Annotated in this window: 21 protein-coding genes; 9 read left to right on the top strand and 12 right to left on the bottom strand. The window is 55.8% G+C overall.

The window, feature by feature from the left end; translation table 11 throughout:
- Nucleotides 1-127 precede the first annotated feature (127 nt).
- Nucleotides 128-3049, bottom strand: a complete 2922-nt coding sequence (gene gcvP / locus FHG12_RS10090) for an aminomethyl-transferring glycine dehydrogenase (protein WP_139515613.1) — start codon at nt 3047-3049, stop codon at nt 128-130.
- 133 nt (nt 3050-3182) lie between these two features.
- Between gcvP and FHG12_RS10095 the strand changes: the two genes are divergently transcribed.
- On the top strand, nt 3183-4397 hold the full coding sequence (locus FHG12_RS10095; protein WP_139515614.1) for an NAD(P)-dependent oxidoreductase: 1215 nt from the start codon (nt 3183-3185) through the stop codon (nt 4395-4397).
- A 56-nt stretch (nt 4398-4453) separates the two neighbouring features.
- On the opposite strand, the gene FHG12_RS10100 is transcribed toward FHG12_RS10095, so the two are convergent.
- From FHG12_RS10100 to FHG12_RS10120, 5 genes are all read right to left on the bottom strand, one after another.
- Nucleotides 4454-5035, bottom strand: a complete 582-nt coding sequence (locus FHG12_RS10100) for a DNA-binding protein (RefSeq protein ID WP_139515615.1) — start codon at nt 5033-5035, stop codon at nt 4454-4456.
- Nucleotides 5036-5177: 142 nt separating this feature from the next.
- Complete coding sequence (locus FHG12_RS10105; RefSeq protein ID WP_139515616.1) at nt 5178-5396, bottom strand: CsbD family protein; 219 nt, start codon at nt 5394-5396, stop codon at nt 5178-5180.
- Between the two features lie 110 nt (nt 5397-5506).
- Nucleotides 5507-6124: a hypothetical protein gene (locus tag FHG12_RS10110; RefSeq protein ID WP_139515617.1), complete on the bottom strand. Its 618-nt coding sequence runs from the start codon at nt 6122-6124 to the stop codon at nt 5507-5509.
- Between the two features lie 84 nt (nt 6125-6208).
- Complete coding sequence (locus tag FHG12_RS10115; protein ID WP_139515618.1) at nt 6209-6817, bottom strand: hypothetical protein; 609 nt, start codon at nt 6815-6817, stop codon at nt 6209-6211.
- 33 nt (nt 6818-6850) lie between these two features.
- Nucleotides 6851-7606, bottom strand: coding sequence for a hypothetical protein (locus tag FHG12_RS10120; RefSeq protein WP_139515619.1), 756 nt, complete (start codon nt 7604-7606; stop codon nt 6851-6853).
- 188 nt (nt 7607-7794) lie between these two features.
- Between FHG12_RS10120 and FHG12_RS10125 the strand changes: the two genes are divergently transcribed.
- The gene (locus tag FHG12_RS10125) at nt 7795-9312 is read left to right on the top strand and encodes a hypothetical protein (protein WP_139515620.1); all 1518 of its coding nucleotides are present in this window, start codon (nt 7795-7797) and stop codon (nt 9310-9312) included.
- Between the two features lie 86 nt (nt 9313-9398).
- On the opposite strand, the gene FHG12_RS10130 is transcribed toward FHG12_RS10125, so the two are convergent.
- Complete coding sequence (locus FHG12_RS10130; RefSeq protein ID WP_139515621.1) at nt 9399-9641, bottom strand: hypothetical protein; 243 nt, start codon at nt 9639-9641, stop codon at nt 9399-9401.
- 141 nt (nt 9642-9782) lie between these two features.
- Here FHG12_RS10130 and FHG12_RS10135 point away from each other — a divergent pair, with 141 nt between their 5' ends.
- Nucleotides 9783-10238, top strand: a complete 456-nt coding sequence (locus tag FHG12_RS10135; protein ID WP_139515622.1) for a DUF6799 domain-containing protein — start codon at nt 9783-9785, stop codon at nt 10236-10238.
- A gap of 14 nt (nt 10239-10252) precedes the next feature.
- Here FHG12_RS10135 and FHG12_RS10140 read toward each other — a convergent pair whose 3' ends face one another.
- Nucleotides 10253-12079: a WG repeat-containing protein gene (locus FHG12_RS10140; protein WP_139515623.1), complete on the bottom strand. Its 1827-nt coding sequence runs from the start codon at nt 12077-12079 to the stop codon at nt 10253-10255.
- A gap of 139 nt (nt 12080-12218) precedes the next feature.
- Between FHG12_RS10140 and FHG12_RS10145 the strand changes: the two genes are divergently transcribed.
- Nucleotides 12219-12620: a hypothetical protein gene (locus tag FHG12_RS10145; protein WP_139515624.1), complete on the top strand. Its 402-nt coding sequence runs from the start codon at nt 12219-12221 to the stop codon at nt 12618-12620.
- A gap of 154 nt (nt 12621-12774) precedes the next feature.
- The gene (locus tag FHG12_RS10150; RefSeq protein ID WP_230471355.1) at nt 12775-13779 is read left to right on the top strand and encodes a hypothetical protein; all 1005 of its coding nucleotides are present in this window, start codon (nt 12775-12777) and stop codon (nt 13777-13779) included.
- Nucleotides 13780-13803: 24 nt separating this feature from the next.
- Here FHG12_RS10150 and FHG12_RS10155 read toward each other — a convergent pair whose 3' ends face one another.
- Nucleotides 13804-14343, bottom strand: a complete 540-nt coding sequence (locus FHG12_RS10155) for an RlpA-like double-psi beta-barrel domain-containing protein (RefSeq protein WP_139515625.1) — start codon at nt 14341-14343, stop codon at nt 13804-13806.
- Between the two features lie 580 nt (nt 14344-14923).
- On the opposite strand from FHG12_RS10155, the gene FHG12_RS10160 reads away from it, so the two are divergent.
- The 3 genes from FHG12_RS10160 to odhB all read left to right on the top strand — a co-directional run bounded on the left by FHG12_RS10160 (nt 14924) and on the right by odhB (nt 20992).
- A complete protein-coding gene (locus tag FHG12_RS10160; RefSeq protein WP_139515626.1) occupies nt 14924-16129 on the top strand; it encodes an L-dopachrome tautomerase-related protein in 1206 nt (401 codons plus the stop codon).
- A 210-nt stretch (nt 16130-16339) separates the two neighbouring features.
- Entirely contained in the window at nt 16340-19267 is a 2928-nt protein-coding gene (locus FHG12_RS10165; RefSeq protein WP_139515627.1) for a 2-oxoglutarate dehydrogenase E1 component, read from the top strand.
- A gap of 36 nt (nt 19268-19303) precedes the next feature.
- Nucleotides 19304-20992, top strand: a complete 1689-nt coding sequence (gene odhB, locus FHG12_RS10170) for a 2-oxoglutarate dehydrogenase complex dihydrolipoyllysine-residue succinyltransferase (protein ID WP_139515628.1) — start codon at nt 19304-19306, stop codon at nt 20990-20992.
- A gap of 94 nt (nt 20993-21086) precedes the next feature.
- Here odhB and FHG12_RS10175 read toward each other — a convergent pair whose 3' ends face one another.
- From FHG12_RS10175 to FHG12_RS10185, 3 genes are all read right to left on the bottom strand, one after another.
- Entirely contained in the window at nt 21087-21473 is a 387-nt protein-coding gene (locus FHG12_RS10175) for a group III truncated hemoglobin (protein ID WP_139515629.1), read from the bottom strand.
- 34 nt (nt 21474-21507) lie between these two features.
- Nucleotides 21508-22008, bottom strand: coding sequence for a hypothetical protein (locus FHG12_RS10180; RefSeq protein WP_174805795.1), 501 nt, complete (start codon nt 22006-22008; stop codon nt 21508-21510).
- Between the two features lie 180 nt (nt 22009-22188).
- Complete coding sequence (locus FHG12_RS10185) at nt 22189-23676, bottom strand: DUF5723 family protein (RefSeq protein ID WP_139515630.1); 1488 nt, start codon at nt 23674-23676, stop codon at nt 22189-22191.
- A gap of 363 nt (nt 23677-24039) precedes the next feature.
- On the opposite strand from FHG12_RS10185, the gene proC reads away from it, so the two are divergent.
- Nucleotides 24040-24858: a pyrroline-5-carboxylate reductase gene (gene proC / locus FHG12_RS10190; protein WP_139515631.1), complete on the top strand. Its 819-nt coding sequence runs from the start codon at nt 24040-24042 to the stop codon at nt 24856-24858.
- The last annotated feature ends 194 nt before the right edge of the window (nt 24859-25052 follow it).

A 25052-nucleotide genomic window follows, 5' to 3' on the forward strand; every position in this document is an offset into this window, starting at 1 on the left:
TCTTTCTGAAAGTTGAGCTTCGCCTAACTGCTTATAATACAATAACATAGAAAGCGCCCGGCTTGTATAAGCCGGGCGCTTTCTATGTAGGATAATCAACTGCTGTTTGGCAGCCAAACCTTTGCTGCTAGTACGAAGGGCCTTTGTCGGTAGCGACCAGTTGCTCCTCCTGATCAACGTAGTCTTCCAACGGCGTGCAAGAGCAGATGAGGTTGCGGTCGCCGTAAGCCGAGTCGATGCGGCTCACCGAAGGCCAGAACTTGGCGCTGCGGGTATACTCGGTGGGGTACACCGCCTGTTCACGGGAATACGGCCGGGTCCATTCGTGCGTGAGGGCGGTAGCTGCCGTGTGGGGCGCGTGCTTCAAGACGTTTTCCTTGGCATCAGCACGGCCTTCTTCTACGTCGCGGATCTCTTTGCGAATCGAAATCATCGCCTCGCAGAAACGGTCAAGCTCTTCTTTGCTTTCGCTTTCGGTCGGCTCAATCATCAGCGTGCCCGCCACCGGAAACGACACGGTCGGGGCATGAAATCCGTAGTCCATCAGGCGCTTAGCAATGTCCTCGACTTCAATACCGGCCTTTTTGAATTGACGGCAGTCCAGGATCATCTCGTGGGCACAACGGCCTTTAGAGCCCGTGTACAGCACCGGATAATGCTCTTCCAAGCGGGCCTTGATGTAGTTTGCATTCAGAATAGCCGTTTGCGTGGCCGCTTTCAAGCCCTCACCGCCCATCATGGAGATGTAAGCGTAGGAGATAGGCAGAATGCTGGCCGAGCCCCAAGGTGCTGCCGAAACCGCACCCGTTGCTTTCTCATGGCCTACTTCGATCACTACGTGGCCGGGCAGGTACGGCGCTAAGTCGGCGACTACACCGATCGGGCCTACGCCCGGACCGCCGCCGCCATGCGGAATGCAGAAGGTTTTGTGCAGGTTCAGGTGGCACACATCGGCACCGATAGTGGCGGGCGACGTCAGGCCAACCTGCGCATTCATGTTGGCGCCGTCCATGTACACGCGGCCGCCGTGCTGGTGAATGGTCTGGCAGATGTCGATGATCGTTTCCTCGTACACGCCGTGCGTGCTGGGGTAAGTTACCATCAGGCACGAAAGGTTAGCAGCGTGCTGCTCAGCCTTTTGCTTGAGGTCGGCGACGTCGATGTTGCCATCTTCGGTGCTTTTCACTACCACTACCTGCATGCCGGCCATCACGGCCGAAGCCGGGTTGGTGCCGTGAGCCGAAGCCGGAATCAGGGCGATGTTGCGGTGCAGATCGCCGCGTGATTCGTGATACGCCCGGATTACGAGCAGGCCAGCGTATTCGCCCTGCGCACCGGAGTTGGGCTGCAAGCTAACGGCTGCAAAGCCGGTTACTTCGCACAACCAAGCCTCTAAGTCATTGAAAATCTGGGTGTAACCCTTGGCTTGCTCACGTGGGGCGAAAGGATGCAGGCTTCCGATTTCAGGCCACGTCACCGGAATCATCTCGGCGGTGGCGTTGAGCTTCATGGTACACGAACCCAAAGCAATCATGGAGTGCGCAAGGCTCAAATCCTTGTTTTCCAGCTGCTTCATGTAGCGCAGCATCTCGTGCTCGCTGTGGTGCATGTTGAAGACGGGGTGCGTGAGGTATTCGCTTTCCCGCACCAGGCCGGCAGGCCACGTCAACTCTACCTCTTCGGGCAATTCCACGCTTCCGGATGCCGTTTTGCCCAGTACTTTGGCAAACACCGCCACGATCTCGGCCACGTCGCTGGCTTCCGTATTCTGGTGCAGCGAAATGCCGACGCGGGCGTCGTCGAAATAGCGGAAGTTGATGCCAGCAGCTTCGGCTTCCCGCTTCACGGCTTGTTGCAACTCCGCGCTTTCCAGACGAATATTGAGCGTGTCGAAATACGCTGCATTGGTTTGCTCGGCGCCTAAGCTGGCAAGTTGCTTTTCCAGCAACTGCGTGTGCGCGTGAATGTTAGTGGCAAATTGCTTAAGGCGCTGTGGCCCATGGTATACGGCGTACATGCCCGCCAGCACCGACAGCAGTACCTGCGCCGTGCAGATGTTGCTTGTGGCCTTTTCGCGGCGGATGTGCTGCTCGCGGGTTTGCAGGGCCATGCGGTAGGCTTTGTTGCCCGCCGCGTCCACGCTTTGCCCAATGATGCGGCCCGGAATAACGCGCTTGAAGGCGTCCTTCGTGGCAAAGAAGCCGGCGTGCGGTCCGCCGTAGCCCATTGGCACCCCGAAGCGCTGCGAGTTGCCTACGCAGGCATCGGCGCCCATTTCGCCGGGCGAAGTGAGCAGCGTCAGCGACAAAAGATCGGTTGCCACTACCACAAACAAGTTATGGTCGTGTGCTTCTTTTATAAAATCTTGATAATCAAATACTTGGCCATCGGCGGCTGGGTATTGCAGGATGGCGCCAAACAGCGCTTCATCCGACAGATCAGCGGTGCGGTGGTCGCCGACTACCAGTTCGATGCCGAGCGGCGTAGCGCGCGTGCGCAGCACGTCGATGGTTTGGGGCAACACCAAGTCCGATACGAAGAACTTGGTCGCGTTCTTCTTTTTCGACTGGCTGTGAAACATGTGCATTGCCTCGGCCGCCGCCGTGCCCTCGTCGAGCAGGGAAGCGTTAGCGATTTCGAGGCCCGTCAGATCAATAATTACCGTCTGGAAGTTGATCAGCGCTTCGAGGCGACCTTGGGCAATCTCGGCCTGGTAAGGCGTGTAGGCCGTGTACCAACCCGGATTTTCCAGAATGTTGCGCTGGATCACGGCCGGCATTTGGGTATCGTGGTAGCCCAGGCCGATGTAGTTTTTGAAAATGCGGTTCTGACCGGCAATCTGCTTGAACTTGGCCAGGAACGCGCGCTCAGTGAGCGCGGTCGGGAGGTTGAGTTCGCGCTTGAGGCGGATGGCCGCCGGCACAGTTTCGTCGATAAGCTGATCCAGCGAGTCCACGCCGATGGTACGCAGCATGTCGGCTACCGCCGCAGCATCGGGTCCGTTATGACGGTCCACAAACACGTCGGCGGGCTTGGTCTTCAAAAGCATAAAAAGAAGCTAGAGGGTGGCGACAGAAAGAGGCCTACGGGGCCGAGTCCTAGACAAAGGTAAGGCGAAAACCCGACGCGGCATTGCCGTGAGAACGTGTAGTTTTGCCCACCACCCTCCCAACCCATAACCGATGCAAAAAGTTAAAATCGGCCTGATTCGCGAAGGAAAAATTCCCGCCGACCGCCGCGTGCCGCTTACTCCCAAAAAGTGCGTCGAAGTGCAAACCACCTTTCCCAACGTGCAGATTGTGGTGCAGGAAAGCCCGGTTCGAAGTTACTCCGATCAGGAGTACCGCGACCTCGGCATCGCAGTGCGGGCCGATATTTCCGATTGCGACATTCTGATGGGTGTGAAAGAAGTGCCTGTAGATCAGCTGATTGCCAATAAAACCTATTTGTTCTTTTCGCACACTGTCAAGAAGCAGCCGGCCAACCGGGAACTGCTGCGGCAGGTGTTGAAAAAGAACATTACGCTGGTCGACTACGAGTTGCTCACCAACGACCGCGAGGAGCGCATCGTGGCGTTTGGGCGCTACGCCGGCATCGTGGGGGCGTACAACGGCTTGCTCACGTACGGCCGCAAATTCAACCTCTACGAACTCAAGCCCGCTTGGCAATGCGTGGACATGGACGACATGCAGGAAGAGTTTTTCAAGGTGAAAAAGCTGCCGCCCATCAAGATGGCCGTGACGGGTTCGGGGCGGGTGGCGCAGGGCGCGCTCGAAGTGCTCGACCGCATGGGCATTCGGCGGGTGAGCGTGTACGATTATTTGTACCTAGATTTTCGGGAGCCGGTGTACGCGCAGTTGCGTTCTTCCGACTACAACGCCCGCCTCGACGGCCGCGTGTGGGATACGCCGGACTTTCATCACAACCCCCATCTCTACAAATCGACGTTTGATAAGTTCTTGCCCGTCACGGACTTACTGATTGCGTGTGCCTACTGGCACCCAACGGCGCCGAAGCTTTTTACGGAAGAAGACACGCGCCGCGCCGGCTTCCGCATCACCACCATTGCTGACGTGACCTGCGATGTAAATGGCTCGATTCCGTGCACCAAGCGAGCCAGCAGCATTGCGGATCCGGCCTTCGACTACAACCCCCAGACCGGCCAGCTCGAAGCGCCTTATTCGCGACCCGATAACATCACGGTGATGGCCGTCGATAACCTGCCGTGCGAGCTGCCGCGCAATGCTTCGCGCGATTTTGGCCGGCAGCTTATCGACAATGTATTTCCGCATCTGGTTGGCAGCCAATCGGATGAGGTTATCGAGCGGGCAACCATCGCCCGCAACGGCAAGCTGACGGAGCGCTATCAGTACTTAAGCGATTACGTCGCTGAGTGATAGTTTAGCCATTCATATAATCAATTGACATTCAGATATTTATAAGGATACATTGCTCAGTAATTCGGCTTGTCTGTGTCGCGGCCGAAGACGCCGTTAGGCTGCAAGGCTAGGAACGCGCCGCTGCGCAGGCGATCGCGGTTTTCGGGAATGTTGAGGGTGTAGACGGGCTTGTTCTGGGCGCTTGGGCTGAGCAGGAGGTGCTCCAGCGTACCGCCGGGGGTGACGTAGGGCACAAAGAACTTATCGGCTAGCTGCGCAATAAGTTGGTTGCGGATGTCGGCGGTTTCGGGGGTTACGGTCGTGGTATCGGACTCGAAGGGCGACACGAACAGCAGGCGCCCGGCGTCAATTTCAGGACCGTATTCAAACCGCAGCTTGGGCTGAATGCCCCGCCCCAACACGTACACAATTGGTTGGGCGGCGCCTTGCAGCAGATACCGAAATACCGACTGCTCGAGCTGCGAATGAAAGCCCGAAATGATGCAGTGGCCGCGGTAGCGCTGCTCCAACGCCCACAAATACGTGCCGCGCTCGGCGCAGGTAGGGTAAACGCGCGAACAGAAAAAAGCTGTTTTAGGCAGCTGAAGCAAGGCAGTGTTGCCCAAAGTGCGCAGTTCCTCCGGAGCAATGGTCATGCACAAATCTCAGTAACTCCCCATGCTGGCTGAAGCCAAGCACAAGTACAAAACAAACCTGACGTAAAAAAGCCCCGGGCTGGCGCAGGGCGCACGGCTCGGGGCTTTTTTAACCCGGAGTTATACTTAACTCCTTGAGGATTTAGAAGTTGCGGTGAAACCAATCTTTGATTTCGTCCACAGTATGACCGGTTTTCTGTTGTAGGCGGCCGAACCATTCGTCCTGCTGACCTTCCTTATATTCGAGGTCATCGTCGGTGAGGTTGCCCCACTGTTGTTTGGCTTTGCCTTTTACTTCATTCCAGCCGCCGCGGGCGCGCAATTCCGTTTGGTCATTGACATTATTGTTATTCAAGTCCATGGCAGTAAGGGTTTGGGTGGAAAGAAATGTATTTCTACCCCATACGATAAGCCTGGCTGTAAGGTTGAGGTAAGCAGTCCTTAAAGGCGACGCTATTGCCCCGGAATATCTCAACTAAAGCCGTCGCGAAGCAGATAAGCCAAGATGGCCACTGCCACTGCCCCAGTTCCTAGCGCAGCACCAAATCCGCCAATGGCGCTACCGGCCTTCTTGCGGCGTGCCTGCTTGCGGTAGGCAGCCATGTAGCTAGGATTGGCGCGCAGTTCGGGCGAGAGGATTTCAAAGTTTTTTTCGCTGGGTCGCACGCTGGCCAAGGTGGCGACCACGCCCACGCCAAGCACCGGGCCGACTACCGGAGCCCGGGAGCGCAGGGCTAGCAGAGGCACTGCAATTGTGGCGCCGTAAGCCCCCCAAAAGGTGCCGACGGTGGAGTAGTTGCGTTTAGCGTCCTCGCGGCCTTTGGTAGCCAGCTCGGCATCGGTGAGCGCAGGGGCCACTGTGCTATTGCCGGGCAGGGCGGGGTTGTGCAGAATGTGCTTTTTGCCGTCGGCGTACCGGATAAGGAAAACTACATCTGTATTCAAGTGCAGGGTGTCGGTGCTGCCCGCGGGCGTTTCAGGGAGGTACACTACTTCGGCCGGAGTCACCCGTACCACCTTGCCCAGCACCTCCACGCCGTCGGTGCGCGTAATGCGGTCCTGGGCGGAGGCGGTGGAAAGTGAAAACAAGCAAAGCAGGGTGGTTAGAAAAGCAATAAGCCGAGAGCAGACCATGTATTCAGTTGTGATAGAGTTAGTTATAGGATAATCAAATCAATGTGCGTTGAACAAGGCGGCTATAATCATCATTGTCACGAGCACGCCCGCTCCCATACCCGCACCGTAGCCGGCAGCGGCTTGGCCCAGCTTTTTGTTTTGGGCCTGCTTGCGGTAGCCGCTTACATAATCGGCATTGGTCAGCAGCCGGGCATCTGGCACCACGAATCGGGTCGCTGGAGGAGCGGTAGAGCCCACCACGGCCCCGGTCACGATGCCTCCCAGGCCGTAAGCCGGCAGCGTGACGAGCGTAGTGCCAAACGTGCCCCAGAACGCGGCCGGTGATTTGTAATATTTGCGGGCATCGAGGCGGCCCTGCTCGTACGCCTGGGCGCTTGTCAGAGTTGGCCCTTCCGAAGCAGTGGGCGCGGCCGGGTCGTGCAACACTTCCTTCGTGCCGTTGGCGTAGCGAATCAGAAATACCGAAGCGGCCGCCAGCTGGAGCGTATCGGTTTTGCCGGCTTCGCCGGAAACGTAGGTTACTTGCTCGGGGCTGATAGCCAGGACTTTGCCCTTGGTTTCTTCGCCGTTGGTCTGCAAAATTACGTCCTGCCCTTGGCTTAGCAGCGGCACAAAAAACAAAATCAGAAAATAGAAGTGTCGCATGGGGATTAAGTTAATCAATTGATAATCAAATGGTTAATTTCGCTTCGAGTTGAAGCCGAAAAGCAGGCTGAAGCGGGCCCCGCCGTTGCCCGGAACCACAGCAAAGTTGACCGGAAAGTTGACCCCGTTGGCGTGGAAAGAAGTGCCCACGGCCAAGGCAATGTTGGCCGACACCGGCGTCAGGTTGGGGCCCAGGCCAAACTCAAAGCCTTTGGGCCCGCGTATGCCAATCAAGCCGTTGATGCTCGGAATAAACTTACCTTGCTCAAGTCCGCCAATCAGCGGTACGATCTCAAACAAGCCCGCAGTGCCGTTGGGCATTCGAAAAATGCGGGTTTCAAACTGCCAGCCAAACTGCGTCAGAAACGGGTTGAGGTTGTGGTAGCCATCAATTCCCCGCGCTTTATTCAGCATGCCGCCCGTGAGCACGGTGAAGCCCAGGCGCGGCCCGCCCAGCTTGATGTGCTCGAAAGCCGGCTCTTCGTCGCCGGGCACTACCGGGCCGGTGATAGGCGCGGGGGCGCTACCCACGGAAGGCTGCGCGCCGGCGGGAAGCTGGCTCAGGATTTCCTTCGTGCCATTGGCGTAGCGAATCATAAACACCTCCGACTTGCGCACCGAAATCAGGGGGCCGTCGGGGTTGTCGGTGCGCTTATACTTGACTTCAGTGGGCGAAATCTCCAGCACTTTCACTTGGAGTTCGTCGCCGTTTTGTTTGGTAAGTACGTCCTGCGCCCACGCCGGGGCCGTCAGCAGGAAGGTCAACAGAAAGAGTAATGCGTGTCGCATGGGGGAGGGGGTTAAGAACGACACGAAGATGCAGAACCGGGACTGCGAAAATCTAACGGATATTTTGTTTATTTAGACATTGGAATCCAATACTATGTATTGATAACTCTCTTATAATAAGATAGTTATCTGAATAATATTAGACTTTCTAAATTGTTTTTTAGTCTGATTAATATTTCTTAGCCCCAATGGATGATTTGCGAACTACGCTCGCTACTTTTTCGCCCGACGACCGCAAGGATTTTGGGCGCTTCATCCAGCGGCAGGGCAAAAAGCAAAAGGATCGGCTAGACCTGCAACTCTATGAGCTGCTGCTCCAGCAGCGTGCCTACACCACCGAGCAACTCGTGAGCCGCCTCTACCCTGGCGAAGCCAATGCCGTGGCTTACTACGCGTTACGCAAACGGCTCATGCGCCACCTCACCGATTTTCTGCTGCTGCGCCAGCGCCAACAAGACCCTACGGCGGCCTCTTCGGTGCGCGGCTTTTTGTCGCTGGCGCAGTATCTGTTCGACGTAGGCGTACCGCGGTTGGCTTGGAACATGCTGCGCAAAGCCGAAAAACTGGCCAGCCAAAACGAACAATACGAGCTGCTGAACACCGTCTACAACCTCCAGATTGCACAGGCCAACAGCGAGCACGCCGACGAGCTGGCCGACATCATCCGTCGGCGCAACCAAAACAAGAAAGCTGCCGACGAAGAGGAGCGCGCCGGCATTGCCGATAGCCTCATCCGCCAGCGCCTGCGGCAAGCACGGATAAAGGGCCGCGCCGGCGAGTCATTCGACGCTATTTTGCAGGAAGTGCTGCGCGAGTACGATTTGCAGGAAGCCTTTGCCCGCCGTCCGGCGCTGCTGTACCGGCTCATGTCCATCACGCGCAGTGCCATGCTCGTGCGTCGCGATTTTGCTTCGTTTGCGCCGTTTGTGATGCGCTGCTACCACCTCATGGAAAAGCGCCACGGCTTCCAGCCCGCCCACCGCTACTACCAGCTAGGCCTGCTTTACATGGTGGCGCACGCCCTGTACCGCCTGCGTCGCTTCGACGAATCGGTGGCGTATCTGGAAAAACTTCGGGTGGTTCTGCACTCGGGGCCGCGCAGCAACTACGCCGAATTTCTGCCCAAGCACACGTTTCTGCTGGCAGCTAACTACGCTTTTCAAAGACGCAATGGTGAGAGTATCAAGCTGTTAGTAGAAGTGATCAAGGGCGCTGAAGGCACACTTTCACCCCGCGACCAACTCACGGCGCGCCTCGGCTTGGGCTTTCATTATTTTGCCGAAGGACAGTTTGCCAAAACCAACCAAGTGCTTATCGGCATCGGCCGCTCCGACCATTGGTGCGAGCAGCAAATGGGCATCGAGTGGGTACTCAACAAAAACCTGGGCGAAATGCTGACCCAACTCGAAATGGGCAACCCCGACCTTGCCTACAACCGACTGCGGGCCATCGAGCGAGTGCTTCGCGAGCAGTTTGCCGAAGGCGGCCCGTATCGTTACGTGCTGAGCTACTTGGCCTTGGTGCGCGAAATCATCGACGACCCTGCCGCCGCTACGCGTCCCGAGTTTGCCGAGCGCGTCGATCAGTTGCCTTCGTTTCAGCCCCTGGAGCGCGAAGATATCCACGCCATCAGTTTCTATGCCTGGTTACGGGCCCGCATGTTGCAGCGCCCCTATTACGACGTACTAATGGAGCTTGCAAGTTAAGTATTTGACAGTAAGATGATTGTGTATAAAAAAAGACCCGCTCCTGATTCAGGAGCGGGTCTTTTTTTATAAGCAGCAAGCAGAAATTACTTCTTCTCAGGAGTTTCTTCTACCAACTTATCAGCTTCCTTGTTCTGAACCACAGCTGTGTCGCCGGGCTCGGTTGCCATGTCAGCTTTCGCGCTATCAACGGCGTTGCCAGCGGCATCAGCCGTGTTGTTAGCGGCGTTTTCGGTAGCATTAGCAGCTTTGTTAGCATCACCACACGAAGTCATAGCAAACGTAGAGAAAGCAGCAGCAACGAACAGGGTCTTGAAGGAGATTTTCATGGCAGAAATAAAATGATGGAAATTCAACTTTAACTTTCCTTAATACCAGAATTCGGAAAAGGTAACCCGCGTTTCTTCGTACGCTCAGGTTGTGGTGCAGTTTCTGTACGCCATTGCCTTCCCTGATTTCCTTCTGTAAATATGGTTTTATATCGTATGCGCCTGATTGTCATCGTATTGTTGCTTGTGGCGTACGGTCAGCGCGCGGCGGCCCAAAAAACCGCCAACGACGGTTTTCTGCGGCTCAACGGGACCATGTACATCCTGCGCAACGGTGACAAACTGCCCATGGAACACGATGTGCACCTGCCCAACGGGCGCACTGTCACTCACGACGGCTTTGTGGTAAACGCCGAAGGCAACCGTACAGAATTATCTGAGGGACAAGGCTGTACGCTGTCAGGCTTGCCTTCTCGCGTGGTCACGAGCAGCGACGGGCAGCTGGCGTTGCAGACCAGTGGCGCAGGCACTCCGCAGATGCTGGCATTTCCGGCCGGCACGGGTCAAGTTCCCGAATACGAGGTTCGGGAAGGGCACCGGGGCCGCGGCTACTACAAAAAGCACGGCAAACAAAAGCATAAAAAACACGACGACTAAGCTGCAACGCGCAGTTAGTCAATGCGTTTGCCGTGGGTGTCGATGAAAAACGTGCGGCCTTTTTGCGTAACGCGGGCGCGGTGATCAGCAAAATCGCTGGCATGGGCATAGCGGCCGAACGGGGCGGTTCCTTCGCTGGGGTCGTCCAGATAATCTTCCGTGATAAAGGTGTACGCGCCCGCCAGTTTCACGCGGGCCAGCCCCTCATGGAAAGAGTAAGCTTCCTGAAAAAGGATCGGCTCAGCAGTAGTCTCGTCGTTGCCGGAAATATAAAACCAGCCCCGTCGATCGAGTACAGCGGCATGGCCTTCGGAAAAGTCTAACGCGTTGTAATAGTACGAGTTAAACTCCTTGCCGTCTTCGTCAATAAAGGTGTACAGGTTGCCGATTCGAGCGCGCGCATAGCCTTCCGCATAGGGGTTGAGTGCATCGTAGCGCGGCGGGATAACTTCGTTGCCCTTCTGATCGACGAATCCGAAGGCATGGTCTTTTTCCACCACCGCCAGCGCACCTTTGAAGTCGCTCACTGAGGCGTAGCGGGCCGGGATCACAGGGGTGCCGTCAGCGGCTGCAAAACCCCATTTGCCATCTTGCTCAAACCGCTTCAGCGGCTTGTCGTGGCGGGCCGCGATCGCCCAGATTACCACAACCAGCAGCCCCAATCCACCCGCGGCCAAGCGCAGCCGGGGTACCTGCCACCACGCCCGCAACTGTTTCGTGGCTAGGGGTAAATATTTGTTAGACAGTGACTTGTATCGTGAGCCGGCTGGCGCGTTCTGGATGCGCCGTAGCAGGCTTTCTAGGCGCTGGATCTTGGAGTCGAGCGCCTGGTTTCGGACCGCCGATTCGGCTTTGGAAGCCTGTATAGCTTGTTCAATGGCCGTTTTTTCCTGTTGCTCAGCGCTGAGCTGCTGTTGCAGTACCACGGCTTCTGGCGCTACGGGCGGGGCCTGCGCCAATTGCTCGCGTAGCTGATTAATGCTGCGCTCGCGTTCGGCCTCGCGGGCTTCCATGGCCCGCAGTTTCTCGTCGAGTTCGGCTTGCAAACTGGCGCGGAGCTGTTCGAGCTCGGCTTTTTCTTGGCTGCGGGCCGCAAAGCTGCGCTCATCTTCGCTGTAGGAGCGGTCTACTTCTTCCAGGTCGGCGGCACCCAACCAGCGCCATAGCTGCGAAACTTTTTGCCGGATAAAATCGCCGGAAGATTCCGGGTCAGCCGCCGCCACATGTTGTGTTGGCAGCCCAATGTCGGCTGGCACTTCAAAAGCCGGCGCTATGTCAGTCAACAGCTGCCATAAGTCGGCTTCCGTCAGGTCGATTTCGGGCGTGGCGACCTGCGCCAAAAGGCGGGTAAAACGCGCCGGGTTGGCCAACAGGTGGAAGCTGCTGGCCGCAGGTACGGCTGCCATCTGCGGCTCCACTTCGGGCCCAAATTCCACAGTTTCGCCGAACAGCAACATGCCCGTAATAAAATTGAAGTTAACGGCGCCCGTTTCTAGTAATGGTTGTAAGTAATTGGTTAAATGAGACTTATGATTTAAGAATTGCTGAAAAGGATTTACTGCCTGCTCCTTGGTTCTAACTGGCTCGTTATCAAGGCTCCAAGCGCCGTTGGCAAAGTCGGTGATGCGGAGCTGACCCCCACGCGGCTCCAGCACCAAAATGGTGATGCTGTGTGGGCGCACCACTACGGCATCGAGTTGGGCATGGGCGTGCAGGCTCAGATTGCCGAGCAGCAGGCTGGTGGGGCCGTTGGGCTCCGCGGCCAACGCCGCGCGCACGGCCTCAAATTGAAGCTGCTGCGCGGAATCGGAAAAAGGTGCGGGTAAATAAACGTGGAGCATGGGGCGCAAAACGAGTTCCCTGGCTACAAGCAAGAAGAACGGGCAACTTCTACGAACTTTTCGGCGGTCCGGTCGCCTTAACTTTTCAAGGGAGAAGCAAGTATACGAGGTACTTCTCTTTGCCTAATGACTTTTGATCATGGATTCGACTGCCCCCACGCCCCAAACTCCCGTTACGCCCACAGTGCCCTTGGATGTAACTGATCAGCAGAACACCGCCTTGCTCGACGATACCGTCGCGCTGCTCAACGACGGCGTTCCCGAACCGGGCAACAAGCACGGACTTGCCGAAATTGATCGGTGGGAAGCCGTGTTGCGGGCCTCCGAGCGGCCGGGCCTGGCCAAGATCATTCAGGAACTAGGAACGCTGCGCGAGCAGATTACTGCCGAAACAACCGAAGCCCACGCCATCGCCGAAACGCTGGCTACGCTGGGTGCCGAAACTACCAAAATTGCCGAAGAAGCCGATAATGGATACACCGGACCGCTGAAGAACCTAGGCAAATTGCTGATTAAGCTTGGCAATGCTTTGTCGCGCTAATAGTTGTAACTAGCTGTTAGCCACTATATAAAAGGCCTTCGCTCAAACGAGCGAAGGCCTTTTACTTTACTGCTTCCGGGCGTTGCATCAGAAATGGCACTACACGTCAGGGTTTGGCGCAGTACTTTTGCTCCTTACTTTTTCCCGCGCGCCCATGCCTACTTCTGCCGACGACCTCACGATTTATTATCCGTTCGAAGGGATGCGCTTTGGGCCGGAGCAGTGCTTCTTGTGCGGCCGGCCCACCACACCGCCCACAGATTCGGTGCCGGTGTTTGCGCCGTGGTTGCAGGAACGCTACCAACTAGCCAACCGGCAAATTCTGTTGCTTGATCAGAGTGTGGTCACGTACAGCGACTTACGAATTCCGTGCTGCCCCCGCTGCCACACCCAGCACGTCGCGCCGCTGGAAGCGACGGTAGAGAAGGCTGCTGCGCAAGGACTCGACGCCATACGGGCGCTCGACGAGAAAACGCTGTTTCTGTGGCTCGGCAAAATGTTTTACGGCGTGTTGGTCACGGAACTCTTGACCGAGCTCGATCCCTTGGTCAAGCCCCGCTACCCGCTAGCCGAAAATGCTCAGATGTTGCGGCGATTTCAGGCGTTCTTCCAAACGTTTCAGGCGCTTCGCGTCCCGATTGTATTCGAAGATTTCAGCCCGGCTTCGGTGTTTGTGCTAGAGGTTGACCCTCAGCAAGATACAGTTCCGTTCGAATACGACGACGATCTGACTACGATGACATTCAGCATCAAGCTCGACAACGTGGTTATCATGGCTTGCTTATTCGATAACGGCATTATCCGGCAGGCGATGCGCCGTGTGTATACCGATGCGCAGCGGCCGTTGCATCCGATTCAGGTAGCCGAATTCAAAGCGCGCGTATATTACGCGGCCTACTTGTTTAATGTGGTGCCCGATTACTTTCCGCGCCCGGTGCAGGCCGGCGACGACCACATCGTATACGATACGCTTATCGACGACATCACCAGCGAAGTGTTTAACCCGTGGGAAAACTCGGCTTACGGGCAGTCGCTCTTGGAAATGTGGAAACGGTGGCAGATTCCGCTCAGCGAAATATTGCGCGATCCTGCGCAGCCACTCAGCTTTCTCTATGACGCCGACGGTGTGTCGCGAAACATAGAAAAATACCCTGTTTAATTCAATATATTGATAATCAGATGGTTAGCTGGCTTGCCAAACTGCAGGCTTTGCCGGATTTACCTTGCTGATTTTTACTTTGTCCCACTTGCCGAAGCGCACCCACTCGTCATACAAGGCCTCGTGCCGGTTGACTAGGAGGTCGATGCGGTGGCGGTAGCGGCGGTTCATCGTATCGTGCACGACGTAGTTGCCGTCGAGAGCGGGCGAAATACCGCTTACTGTGATGGAATCGCCGTAATCAAATTTGCCTCCGTGCGACTTAAGCATGTCGCGTGAGAGAGCCATCCAGCGGTTTTTGCTGGTGTGATGCCGCGAAATTCGCGAGTTGTCGGCCGTAACAAAGGGCTCGGCGTCGGTCTGGCTGGGTTCGGCATTATATACCGTAGCCGTAACGGTATAGCTTGGTAAAGTCGAAGGAAGATGCGTGGGGGCCGCGACGCGCCGTTCGAAAGAAACGCTGCGTGCGCTCATGTGTGCAACTACCGGAGGAACAACGGCAACAGAGGTGGTAAGGGGGCGGGGCGGAAACAAAAAAGTCAGTAAGAATAGGGCAATGGACATGAGAATAAGGTTGGTGGACCCTTCTTTAGACCCGAAGAGGATGGGCGGCCAGCGAGTCTGGCAAATGAGAGCAAGGTTAACCTGATTAGTAGAAAAAAGGTTGCAGACGAAAAATCAGAAGTAGACGAAAAAGGCCTTGAGAGCCCTTTAAAAGCCCATTAAACTAGATAAAAAGAATAAAATGTTGTATTAATGAGGGTAAAAATAGCTAATTAATACCAATCGCCAACTTTTTGGAGAAAATCACGGGTGAGTTCAGACATTAAAATTGGACTTTCAAAGCTTTCGGCTGATTTGTTTGTGCTAATAATATTAGTAGAAAAATGAGGGAAATTTTTGCCTTTTGGGGCAAAAAATCGAGCTGACCTGAAAGGCTGAAGTGACGGTGCAGCGCTCGTCAGAACTCCTTCGCACGGGTTGTTAGGAGAAAATTTTCAGAAGTGGTTTTAGTAGCTGACACGTAGGCAATTAGCAAACTCAAGGGCAAAGCGAACGCAGTAAGTAATTGTGCGTAAAGAATAAGCTATAAACTCTGAGAGCCAAGCTGTTCCGTATCCACACAACCAAATCTAATCCGCTGATGCTATTTCTTACCCTTCCTTCTGCCGCCGGGCCCCTGCGCGTAGCTACTTTCGCCAGCCTGCTGGCGCTTTTTGCAGCCCAAGGTTGTTCTTCGCCTTCTCAGCCCACTTCTTCAACGGACGCTTCCGCTGCCGGTGCTACCGGTGCCGCTGCCGACTCGAGTGCCAACAAAGGCAGTTCGGCGTTGCAACTCGTGGCCGAATTGCGTGGTCCGCAGTTTGTGGGCGTAGCCGTTACGCACGACGGGCGCGTACTAGCCGATTTCCCGCGCTGGGATTACAACCCGGTGTACCCGATTGCGCTCGTTGGCAGCGATAATTCGGTGAAGCCTTACCCAGATGCCAGCTGGTGCATGTGGAATGACTCGGTGAAGAACGAGCCACAGAAGCACTGGATTTGCCCACAAAGCGTTCACGTTGATCAGAAAGGCACAATTTGGGTACTCGACCCAGCGGCACCCGGCTTGAAATACACGGTGGTAGGCGGACCGAAGCTGGTCAAAATTGATCCGAAGACAAACAAGGTGGTGCAAACCATTCCTTTTCCCGAATCGGTGGTGCCGCGCAAAGCCTACCTCAACGACGTGCGCATCGATACGCAGCGCAACATTGCCTACATCACCGAGTCAGGCATCGGGAGCCTGATAGTCGTTGATTTGGCCTCCGGAAAAGCCCGTAAGGCATTGAGCAACCATCCGTCGGTAAAGGCCGACAAATCGTTGCAACTCAAAGCCGACGGCCACCTCATGGTGGATGCGAAAGGCAAACCCATGCAGCTGAATGCTGACGGCATTGCCTTGAGCCGCGACTTTCAGTATCTCTATTATATGCCCCTGACCAGCCACAAGCTCTACCGCATCAAGACCGAAGCGCTGCGTAACGCCGCCCTTTCGGATGCGCAAGTTGGGCAACAAGTGGAAGACTTGGGGACAGTTCCGGCCTCCGACGGACTGGAAATTGATGCCAGCAACAATGTGTACCTGACCAGCTTCGAAACAAACTCACTCATGAAACGCACACCAGCTGGCAAAATCGAAACTCTTGTCCAGGACAAACGTTTGCAATGGCCTGATACATACAGTCTTACGCCAAATAACGAGCTATTCATAACTACGTCGGCTATTCACAAAACTCCCAATTGGAACAAGGGTGTAAGCATGCAGGATCAGCCCTTTCACATCTTTAAAATGGCGCTGCCGAAGTAATGACGCCGGTGCGCTGTAGAAAAGCCTTTCTATTTTCGGAAGGCTTTTCCTTTTATTTTGGATAGATTGGCAAATGAAACTTAGCGCCTGAGTAATCGGTTCAAACCTAAAGCGTTTGAGATAGAGGCATATTTGAGTAATCGAATTTAGGTTTTTGCCTTTAGCCGAAGCGCTATACATTTACCGCTGACTCACCTAGCTCCGCACTAAATGGACGCTTACTCTTACATCGCCAACGCCCACGGCGACTACATCAACCAACTGTACCAGGCTTACAAGCAGAATCCGGAATCGGTTGATTTTGGCTGGCGCAAATTTTTTGAGGGCTTTGATTTTTCGCAGGAATACCCTGCCGAAGGTCAGCCTGTCTCAAATGGTAAAGGCGCTACTGCCCAACCTGCAAGTCGCCCTGCTGTAGGCAGCGCCGGCGTAGCTACACCGGAGCAGCCTCAGGACTTCGGGGTGCTTAGTACCGTTGCGTCTACCAACAACGCCGGGGCTATCGAGCCGCTTGACACGCACGCCACCGATAAGGAAACGGCCGTCCGCAACCTGATTCATGCGTATCGGAGCCGCGGTCACTTGCGCGCCCGCACCAACCCGGTGCGCGAACGCAAAGACCGCAAAGCCCGCCTCGAGATCGCGGATTTTGGTTTGTCGGAGGCAGATTTGGATACCAAATTCCATAACGGTGATCTGCTGGGCTTGGGCAAAGAAGCAAGCCTGCGCGAAATCGTGGCGGCGTTGGATAAGATCTACACCGGCACCATCGGCTTCGAGTACATGTACATCCGCGATCCCCAGGTTCTGGATTGGTTCCGGGACAAAGTGGAGAAGGATTCGCTGAGCTTTAATCCCGGACCTGAGTACAAGAAGCGCATTCTCAGCAAGCTGAACGAAGCCGTTGTTTTTGAGAACTTTCTGCATACCAAGTTTTTAGGGCAGAAGCGCTTTTCACTGGAAGGCGGTGAAACCACAATTCCGGCCCTCGATGCCATCATTGAAAGGAGTTCGGAACTCGGCGTGCGCGAAGTCATGATCGGGATGGCCCACCGGGGTCGTCTGAACGTGCTGGCCAACATCATGGGCAAAACCTACGAGCAGATCTTCTCCGAATTTGAGGGAACTGCCGTACCGGACCTGACTATGGGCGACGGCGACGTAAAATACCACATGGGCTACAGCTCGGAAGTAGAAACGTCTGCTGGTCAGAAGGTTAACTTGAAACTGGCGCCCAATCCTTCGCACCTCGAAGCGGTAAACCCGGTTGTTGAAGGCTTTGTACGGGCCAAAATAGAGCACCAATACGGCGACGACTACCACCAGATTCTGCCCATCCTCATCCACGGCGATGCGGCGCTGGCAGGGCAGGGCATTGGCTACGAAGTGACGCAGATGTCGCAGCTTGAAGGCTACAAAACGGGCGGCACAATTCACTTTGTGATCAACAATCAAGTAGGCTTCACCACCGACTTCGAAGATGCGCGCTCCTCGATTTACAGCACCGACCTAGCCAAGATTATTGACGCGCCGGTGCTGCACGTGAACGGCGACGACCCGGAAGCGGTAGTGTTTGCCGTACGTCTGGCTACCGAGTACCGCCAGCAGTTCCACGCCGATATCTTTATTGATATGGTGTGCTACCGTCGGCACGGCCACAACGAGTCGGACGAGCCAAAGTTCACGCAGCCAACGCTTTACAACCTCATCTCGAAGCACAAAAACCCGCGCGAGGTGTACAACGAGATTCTGGTGCAGCGTGGCGATGTTGATGCCGAGCTAGCCAACCAGATGGACCGTGAGTTTCGCGAGATGCTCCAGGCCCGCCTCGACATGGTGAAGCAAAAGCCATTGCCTTATAAGTATCAGGCGCTCGAAAACGAGTGGCGCAGCCTGCGCCGCGCTACGCCCGAGGACTTCGACCAGTCGCCGGAAACGGGGGTGAGCGCAGAAGTGCTTGATAAAGTAGGCAAAGCGTTGACGACCTTGCCACAGGGCTTCCGCCCGCTCAAGCAAATCGAGAAGCTGCTGGAAGAGCGTCGCAAGATGTTTTTTGAAACGCGCATGCTCAATTGGGCAGCCGGCGAATTGCTGGCGTATGGCTCGCTCTTGCAGGAAAACCACATTGTGCGCGTCAGCGGGCAGGACTGCCAGCGCGGTACCTTCTCGCACCGCCATGCTGTGCTGCACGACGCCGAAACGTCGGCCCCGTACAACTCGCTCAATTACATGGAAGGCGAGCACGAAAACCTGCGCATCTATAACTCGCTGCTGAGCGAGTACGGCGTACTAGGCTTCGAATTCGGTTATGCCATGGCCAACCCAACGGCGCTTGTCGTGTGGGAAGCCCAGTTCGGCGACTTCGCCAACGGTGCTCAGACCATGATTGACCAGTTCATCGTGTCGTCGGAGAGCAAGTGGCAGCGCATGAACGGCATGGTGATGCTCTTGCCGCACGGCTACGAAGGCCAAGGCCCCGAGCACTCCAATGCTCGCCCCGAGCGCTTCCTGCAACTTTCGGCCGAAAACAACATCGTGGTAGCCAACATCACGACGCCGGCTAACTTCTTCCACTTGCTGCGTCGCCAACTTGCGTGGAGCTTCCGCAAACCTTGCGTGGTGATGTCGCCCAAATCGCTATTGCGTCATCCGCTGTGCGTGTCGCCGGCAGAGGAGTTCACGAGCGGCAGCTTCCGCGAAGTGCTCGGCGATGTGTATGCTGAGGCCAAGAAAGTAAAGCGTGTGCTATTGTGCTCAGGCAAAGTGTATTACGATCTGTTGGAAGAGCAGCAGAAGTCGCAGCGCACCGACGTGGCCATTGTCCGTTTGGAGCAATTGCATCCCTTCCCGCAAAAGCAGCTTAACGCCGAACTCGCCAAGTACCCGAAAGCGAAAGTGTTCTGGGTGCAAGAAGAGCCCGAGAACATGGGCTACTGGAATTACATGCTGCGCTTCCTGCGCCGCGAATTGGAGGATGTAATTGCGCGTAAGCCAAGTGCTTCACCAGCAACGGGTTACAACAAAGTGCACGTAAAAGAGCAGAAAGAAATTGTAGCGCGTGCTTTCGAAACGGCAACCCCCGCCATCGAAAACGCAAAGGCTACTGTGGAGCAGGCCGATAAAAAGGTGACTGATTAATTCTTGAACCGAACAAACTTCCCAACCACGCACCGTATGGGTCTGGAAATCAAAATCCCCGCTGTCGGCGAGTCCATCACCGAAGTTACCATAGCCAAATGGCTCAAGAAAGACGGCGACGCCGTGAAGCGCGATGAGGTAATTGCCGAACTCGAATCGGACAAAGCCACGTTTGAGCTGCCCGCTGAAGCCGATGGCACCCTGAGCATCCGCGTAGCGGAAGGCGAAACCATTGGCATCGGTACCGTCATCGCCGAGATTGGTGCAGATGGCGTTGAGGGTGCTGCTCCCGCTGAGAGTGCAGCCCCGACGTCAGCACAAGCTACACCAAGCAAAACCAGTGCACCCGCCAGCGCTGACCCCGTACAACAAGGCGAGCAAAATCCGCAAGCCAGCAACCAGTCGGGCTACGGTGGCTCGCAAGCCGGCTCAGCTAACACGCCTACTCCGGCCGCTGCCCCCGCAGTCGCTGAAGCAGGAAGCAGCAGCGTGAAGGAAATGATCATCCCGAGCGTTGGCGAATCTATTACGGAAGTAACAGTCGCGAAATGGCTGAAACCCGACGGCGCACAAGTGGCTCAGGATGAGATTATTGCAGAGCTAGAGTCGGACAAAGCTACGTTCGAGTTGCCGGCTGAGGCCAGCGGCACGTTGCGGCACGCCGTAGCCGAAGGACAGACGATTGCCATCGGCTCCGTGATTGCCCGAATCGAAGGAGGTAACGGCGCTGCCAGCGCGGCACCGGCTGCGCCAGCAGTGGCTCCCGCAGCTTCGGCTCCGCAAACGGCATCGGCCAGCGCTAGCACCTCTACCAGTTATGCCACCGGCACGCCTTCGCCAGCCGCCGGCAAAATTCTCGACGAGAAAGGCATTGCGGCAAGCAACGTACAAGGCTCCGGCCGCGACGGTCGCATCACGAAAGAGGATGCGCTGAATGCCCAGGCTCGCCCAGCGGCTCCGGCGGCTCCTGCACCGGCAGCAGCTCCTGCGGCCCAAGCGGCACCTGCCCCCGCAGCCAGTGGCAACCGCAACCAGCGCCGCGAGCGCATGAGCAACCTGCGCAAAACCGTAGCGCGTCGCTTGGTATCGGTGAAGAATGAAACGGCCATGCTCACCACCTTCAACGAGGTGAACATGCAGCCGATCATGGACTTGCGCAACAAGTTCAAAGACAAGTTTAAGGAGAAGCATCAGGTCGGCCTTGGCTTCATGTCCTTCTTCACGAAAGCCGTGTGCGTGGCCCTGAAAGAATGGCCCGCCGTGAATGCCCAGATCGACGGCGACAGCATGGTGTTCAACGACTTCTGCGACATCAGCATCGCGGTATCGGCCCCGAAAGGCTTGGTGGTGCCCGTGATTCGTAACGCCGAAGAAATGTCATTCGACCAGATCGAGAAGGAGATTGTGCGCCTCGCCGGACTCGCCCGCGAAAATAAGCTGACCATCGAGCAAATGACGGGCGGCACGTTCACCATCACCAACGGCGGCATCTTCGGCTCGATGATGAGCACCCCAATTATCAACGCGCCGCAATCGGCTATTCTGGGTATGCACAACATCGTGCAGCGCCCCATCGCCGAAAACGGCCAAGTCGTAATCCGGCCAATGATGTACTTGGCCCTGAGCTATGATCACCGAATCATCGACGGCCGCGAGTCGGTATCGTTCTTGGTACGCGTGAAGGAATTGCTCGAAGACCCAACGCGTCTGCTGCTGGGCGTGTAAATCGCTTGGCAAAGACAGCAAAAAGGCGGCCCCGGAAACGGAGCCGCCTTTTTGTTTAGTAGATCATCTGACGCTAACCCTGTGTGCTGGGCAACTACAAGATAGACAAGGAGTTGTGTTTGCGAATGCGGTATTCAAACATGGTCGCGATGTTCAACGCCCGCACTTTGGCTTCTTCGGCAACCGGACCGGCAAAGTTCTCATGGACAGTAGCATAGAACAATTCCAGCCACCGTTGGAAGTGGGCGGCATCGACGGGCAAAGGTAAGTGCTTGGGAAAAGGCCGGCCGCGGTAGCGCGAGGTACCCAGCAGCAGGCTGCTCCAGAAATCGTACATCGCCGGCAGGTGGCTGGGCCAGTTGACGTGCGCAAACCCGTTGAACACCGGCGCCAGCAAGTCGTCCTGATTGACCTTGTCGTAGAAAGAATCGACCAATATTTTAATGTCGGCTTCGGTGTGAATGTCCGGAAGTAATGCCATCACTGAGTATTGTAAGTGATTGATGGGTAATTAGTTATGCTGGTTGCCGAACGACGCTTTCGGGACTTGCCCAACTGCGTTGGCGGGCTACCTGTAAGGCCCAGCTTAGCGCGCCTGTACCCGTGCTCAACAACGTAAGGAGCTTAATTATTTCCAAACCGATGTAAATCGGGTGCAAGGCATTGGCAGGCGGCGCGTGACCTGCCAGCAACGCAAGGGCACGGACGTCGAGGGCAGGGAGCAGCCAGAAAGTTTGCAGCAGCAGAATGATGCTCACCGTTAGCAGGCCCACCCAAGTACGCAGCGGCACGCGCAGAAAAAAAGCGCTAACCAAAGCCACGGTGCCCAACATCAGCTCGGCTTTGTTGAGGGCCGCAAACACGATGCGTCCAATTCCTAACCCCAGCGGCACGGTGATGTGGGGTGCCGTGAATTTGAGAGGGGCTTCTAAAAAAGAAATGCCCGCTACCATTCCAGCCCAGACGAACAGGGCCAGAATCAGGAGCAGCGAACCTACCGTGTGGGAACGTCGCATGGGAAAGCAATCGAAGTGAGGCAAAGCAGCAGGGCCAGGAGCAGCTCTGGCCCCGCAACTGGAACAACAACTCAAAGATGCGGCCCTTTTGGCGCTACTGCGCTGAAATCAATCAGTGGGCTGCCTGATATTCGTCAGTTTTTATTGGTTTCCAGTGCTTCGGGTGTCCTCAGTCCCGCACTAGGAAGATTTGGCCGTTTTCGGTGGTTTAGGGCCTTTCGCAGGCTTATTTTTGTATTTTTTGTGCGCCCAGGCCAACACAGAAAGCTCGGCGTAGGCGTTGGCTCCGTACGGGTCGCTCGAATCGAACAAGGCCGACAAGTTATTGGAGCCCACTACCAGTGGCCCGATGCGCACCATGGCACCGTACGTGAAGGTTTGGTAACTATTGGTCATCGAGAAAGGCACGGCCACCTCTAGCCACCGGGTCTCGAAGCGGGGCGTGAGCGCAACGTACGAAAACTGCCGCATGCCGGTCGCGTAGTGGGTACGCAGGCCCTGGCTTAGGGCCAAGTTGGCGTAAATCTTGTTGCTGAGGTGGTAATCCACATCGACATTTAACGCCGTCGGGAGACCTACCCGAAAGTGGTTTTGCCGAGTAAGCGCATTGGTGCGCAGAATGCGATTGATTTTCTCATCGAAGTTATCGCCGCTGAGGTTGCCCAAGTCGGCTTCGCTCACGCCCACGTTGCGCGCTCGCACGGCATTGTACACCACGGCATTGTCGCGATAACGAATTGAGCCAATGTCGGTTACGGAAATGGATGCCCGGTACAAATACTTGTTGCGGCCCCGGTCGGCTTGGTCTACGCCGTGCGTATCGGTGTGCTGATACTGCGCAGCGTCGGGCCGGTACTCGTACACAATACCCAGATCGACGCCCCAGCCGGAGCCGGGCGCGTTGCGGGGCGTAAGCCATTTGGTGGCCTTTTCTACATCGACATCCTCGAAAGCCTGGGTGTTGGAATAAGCAAAAGCGCCATCTAGGTTATAAATCCGAACGATGGTGTCGCCGGTCGCCGCTTGTTTCTTACTTACTTCAAAATCAATGTTTTTGCCCTGTAAGTACCCCGAGCCTATGCCCATCAGCCGCTTGAGCGTAACGCCCGCTTTGAGGAAATGCAACCCGTCGTCCAGCATTACCCGGCCGTAGGTAGCGTCCCATTCGGCAAAGGCATTCATGTTGAGGTTGAAGGAGTTACCCTGCACGCGGTTGCCGATTTTGAACTCGTCCACGGCGTTCTGGATGGTCTCCGGCGACACGTTGTTTCCCTGAAACGCCGCCCGTACGCGCGTGCTTACGGCAAGGCTTTGCTTGGGCCCGAGGCCAATGAGCACGCCCGGCCCGCGTACGTTCAGGCCCGCACTGAAGAGCTTGGCCTTATCGCTGTCGTTGCGCGTAAGGTATTGGCTCGATAAGTCCAGCGGCTCGTTTAAGTGCCGCAGGCTCCAGGGGCCAGTGTAACGATATGCTGTGTTGGTGGCATGGCCGTCGACGGCAAAGAGCTGTATTTGAAGCGCATAGCGGTTGTCGGCAATGGTAGCCGGGTTCCAGGCAGCGGCAGTAAGGCCTGAATAATTGCTGCGGGAGATATTGAATAGCTGCTGGGCTGCCGCGCTGCCCGGCAACAAAGCCAGCGCAAGACCGCAAGTGGGTAGAATTCTCATCAAATAGTGAAGGGCTAGTTACAGGACGCGCTAATATCGGATAAGGAATATATATTTTATGTATAAAGTGAATATTTATCTATGAATAATTCAATGATTTTGCATTGCCAATCAGGCGGTGCAGGTGGGGTATCGAGGGGGCCGAACAATTGCAAAAGCAGGTGTTCAGTGTTATGCTAAGCAGAAACAGGAAATATTGGTTGTATAAGGCATTGATAGTCAATAATATATAGATTGGCGTAGTTGTCGGAGAAGTTAGGCTTTCCAGCGGGGTTCAGTATCTTGCCTGTTGCAAACTACCCTTGCCAAGAAGGCAAGGACGGACAGCCATTCAGAATGGAAGCGATTCAAACACAAGTAGATATGAAAAAGCCCGCCCAGCGCATCGCGATTTTGGGCAGCGGCAACATTGGCCTGTCGTTGGCCAAAGGATTGGTAAAAGCGGGCATTTTTGAGCGCAGCCACATCACCCTGACGCGCCGCACCAAAACGGCGCTGGCTTCGCTGGCCGACGCAGGCTTTCTGACCAGCACCGACAACCTAGCGGCCGTAAAACAAGCCGATATCGTGGTGCTGGCCGTGCTGCCGCAGCAGTTTAATAAGCTGCTGGAGGAAATCAAGAGTGGTTTTGACCCAGAGAAGCACTTGGTCATCTCGGTTATTTCGGGTGTGTGCTGTTCCGATATACGGGAGCAGGCGGGCTCGGAGCTACGCGTAGTGCGGGCCATGCCCAACACGGCCATTGGCATCGGCCAATCGATGACCTGCATTGCCACCGACCGGGCCACTGACGAAGATTTGGCCTTGGTGGAGGCGTTGTTTAACACCGTCGGGGTAAGCATTCAGATCAACGAAGACCTCATGACGTCGGCTACGGCCTTGTGTGCCTGCGGCATTGCGTTTTTCCTGCGCTCGATTCGGGCGGCCTCTCAGGGCGGCACTGAAATTGGTTTTCACGCCCACGATGCCCTCAAAATGGCCGCTCAAACTGCCAAAGGCGCAGCCGACTTACTCCTGCAATTATCCTCGCACCCCGAGCAGGAGATTGACAAAGTAACTTCGCCGAAAGGCTGCACCATCGCCGGCCTCAATGAAATGGAGCACAACGGCTTCAGCTCCGCCATGATCAAAGGCATCAAGCTCTCCGCCGAAAAAGCCGGCCAACTCTACAAAGACGAGTAAGTACCACATTCCCCTCCTCAGCCGAGGAGGGAATGCGGCAGCAACGCTGCCGCTGGGGTGGTTGGCTCGGTGCTGATGTTGTTTGTAATGAACAGCTTACAACGGGCGGTCATGCAGAGCGAGAGCGAAGCATCTCTCCCGCTTCGCTGCGCTCTGCATGACCGCCCGTTGTATATTTTGTAATAAATTGATTA

Source organism: Hymenobacter jejuensis (assembly GCF_006337165.1).
GTDB lineage: Bacteria > Bacteroidota > Bacteroidia > Cytophagales > Hymenobacteraceae > Hymenobacter > Hymenobacter jejuensis.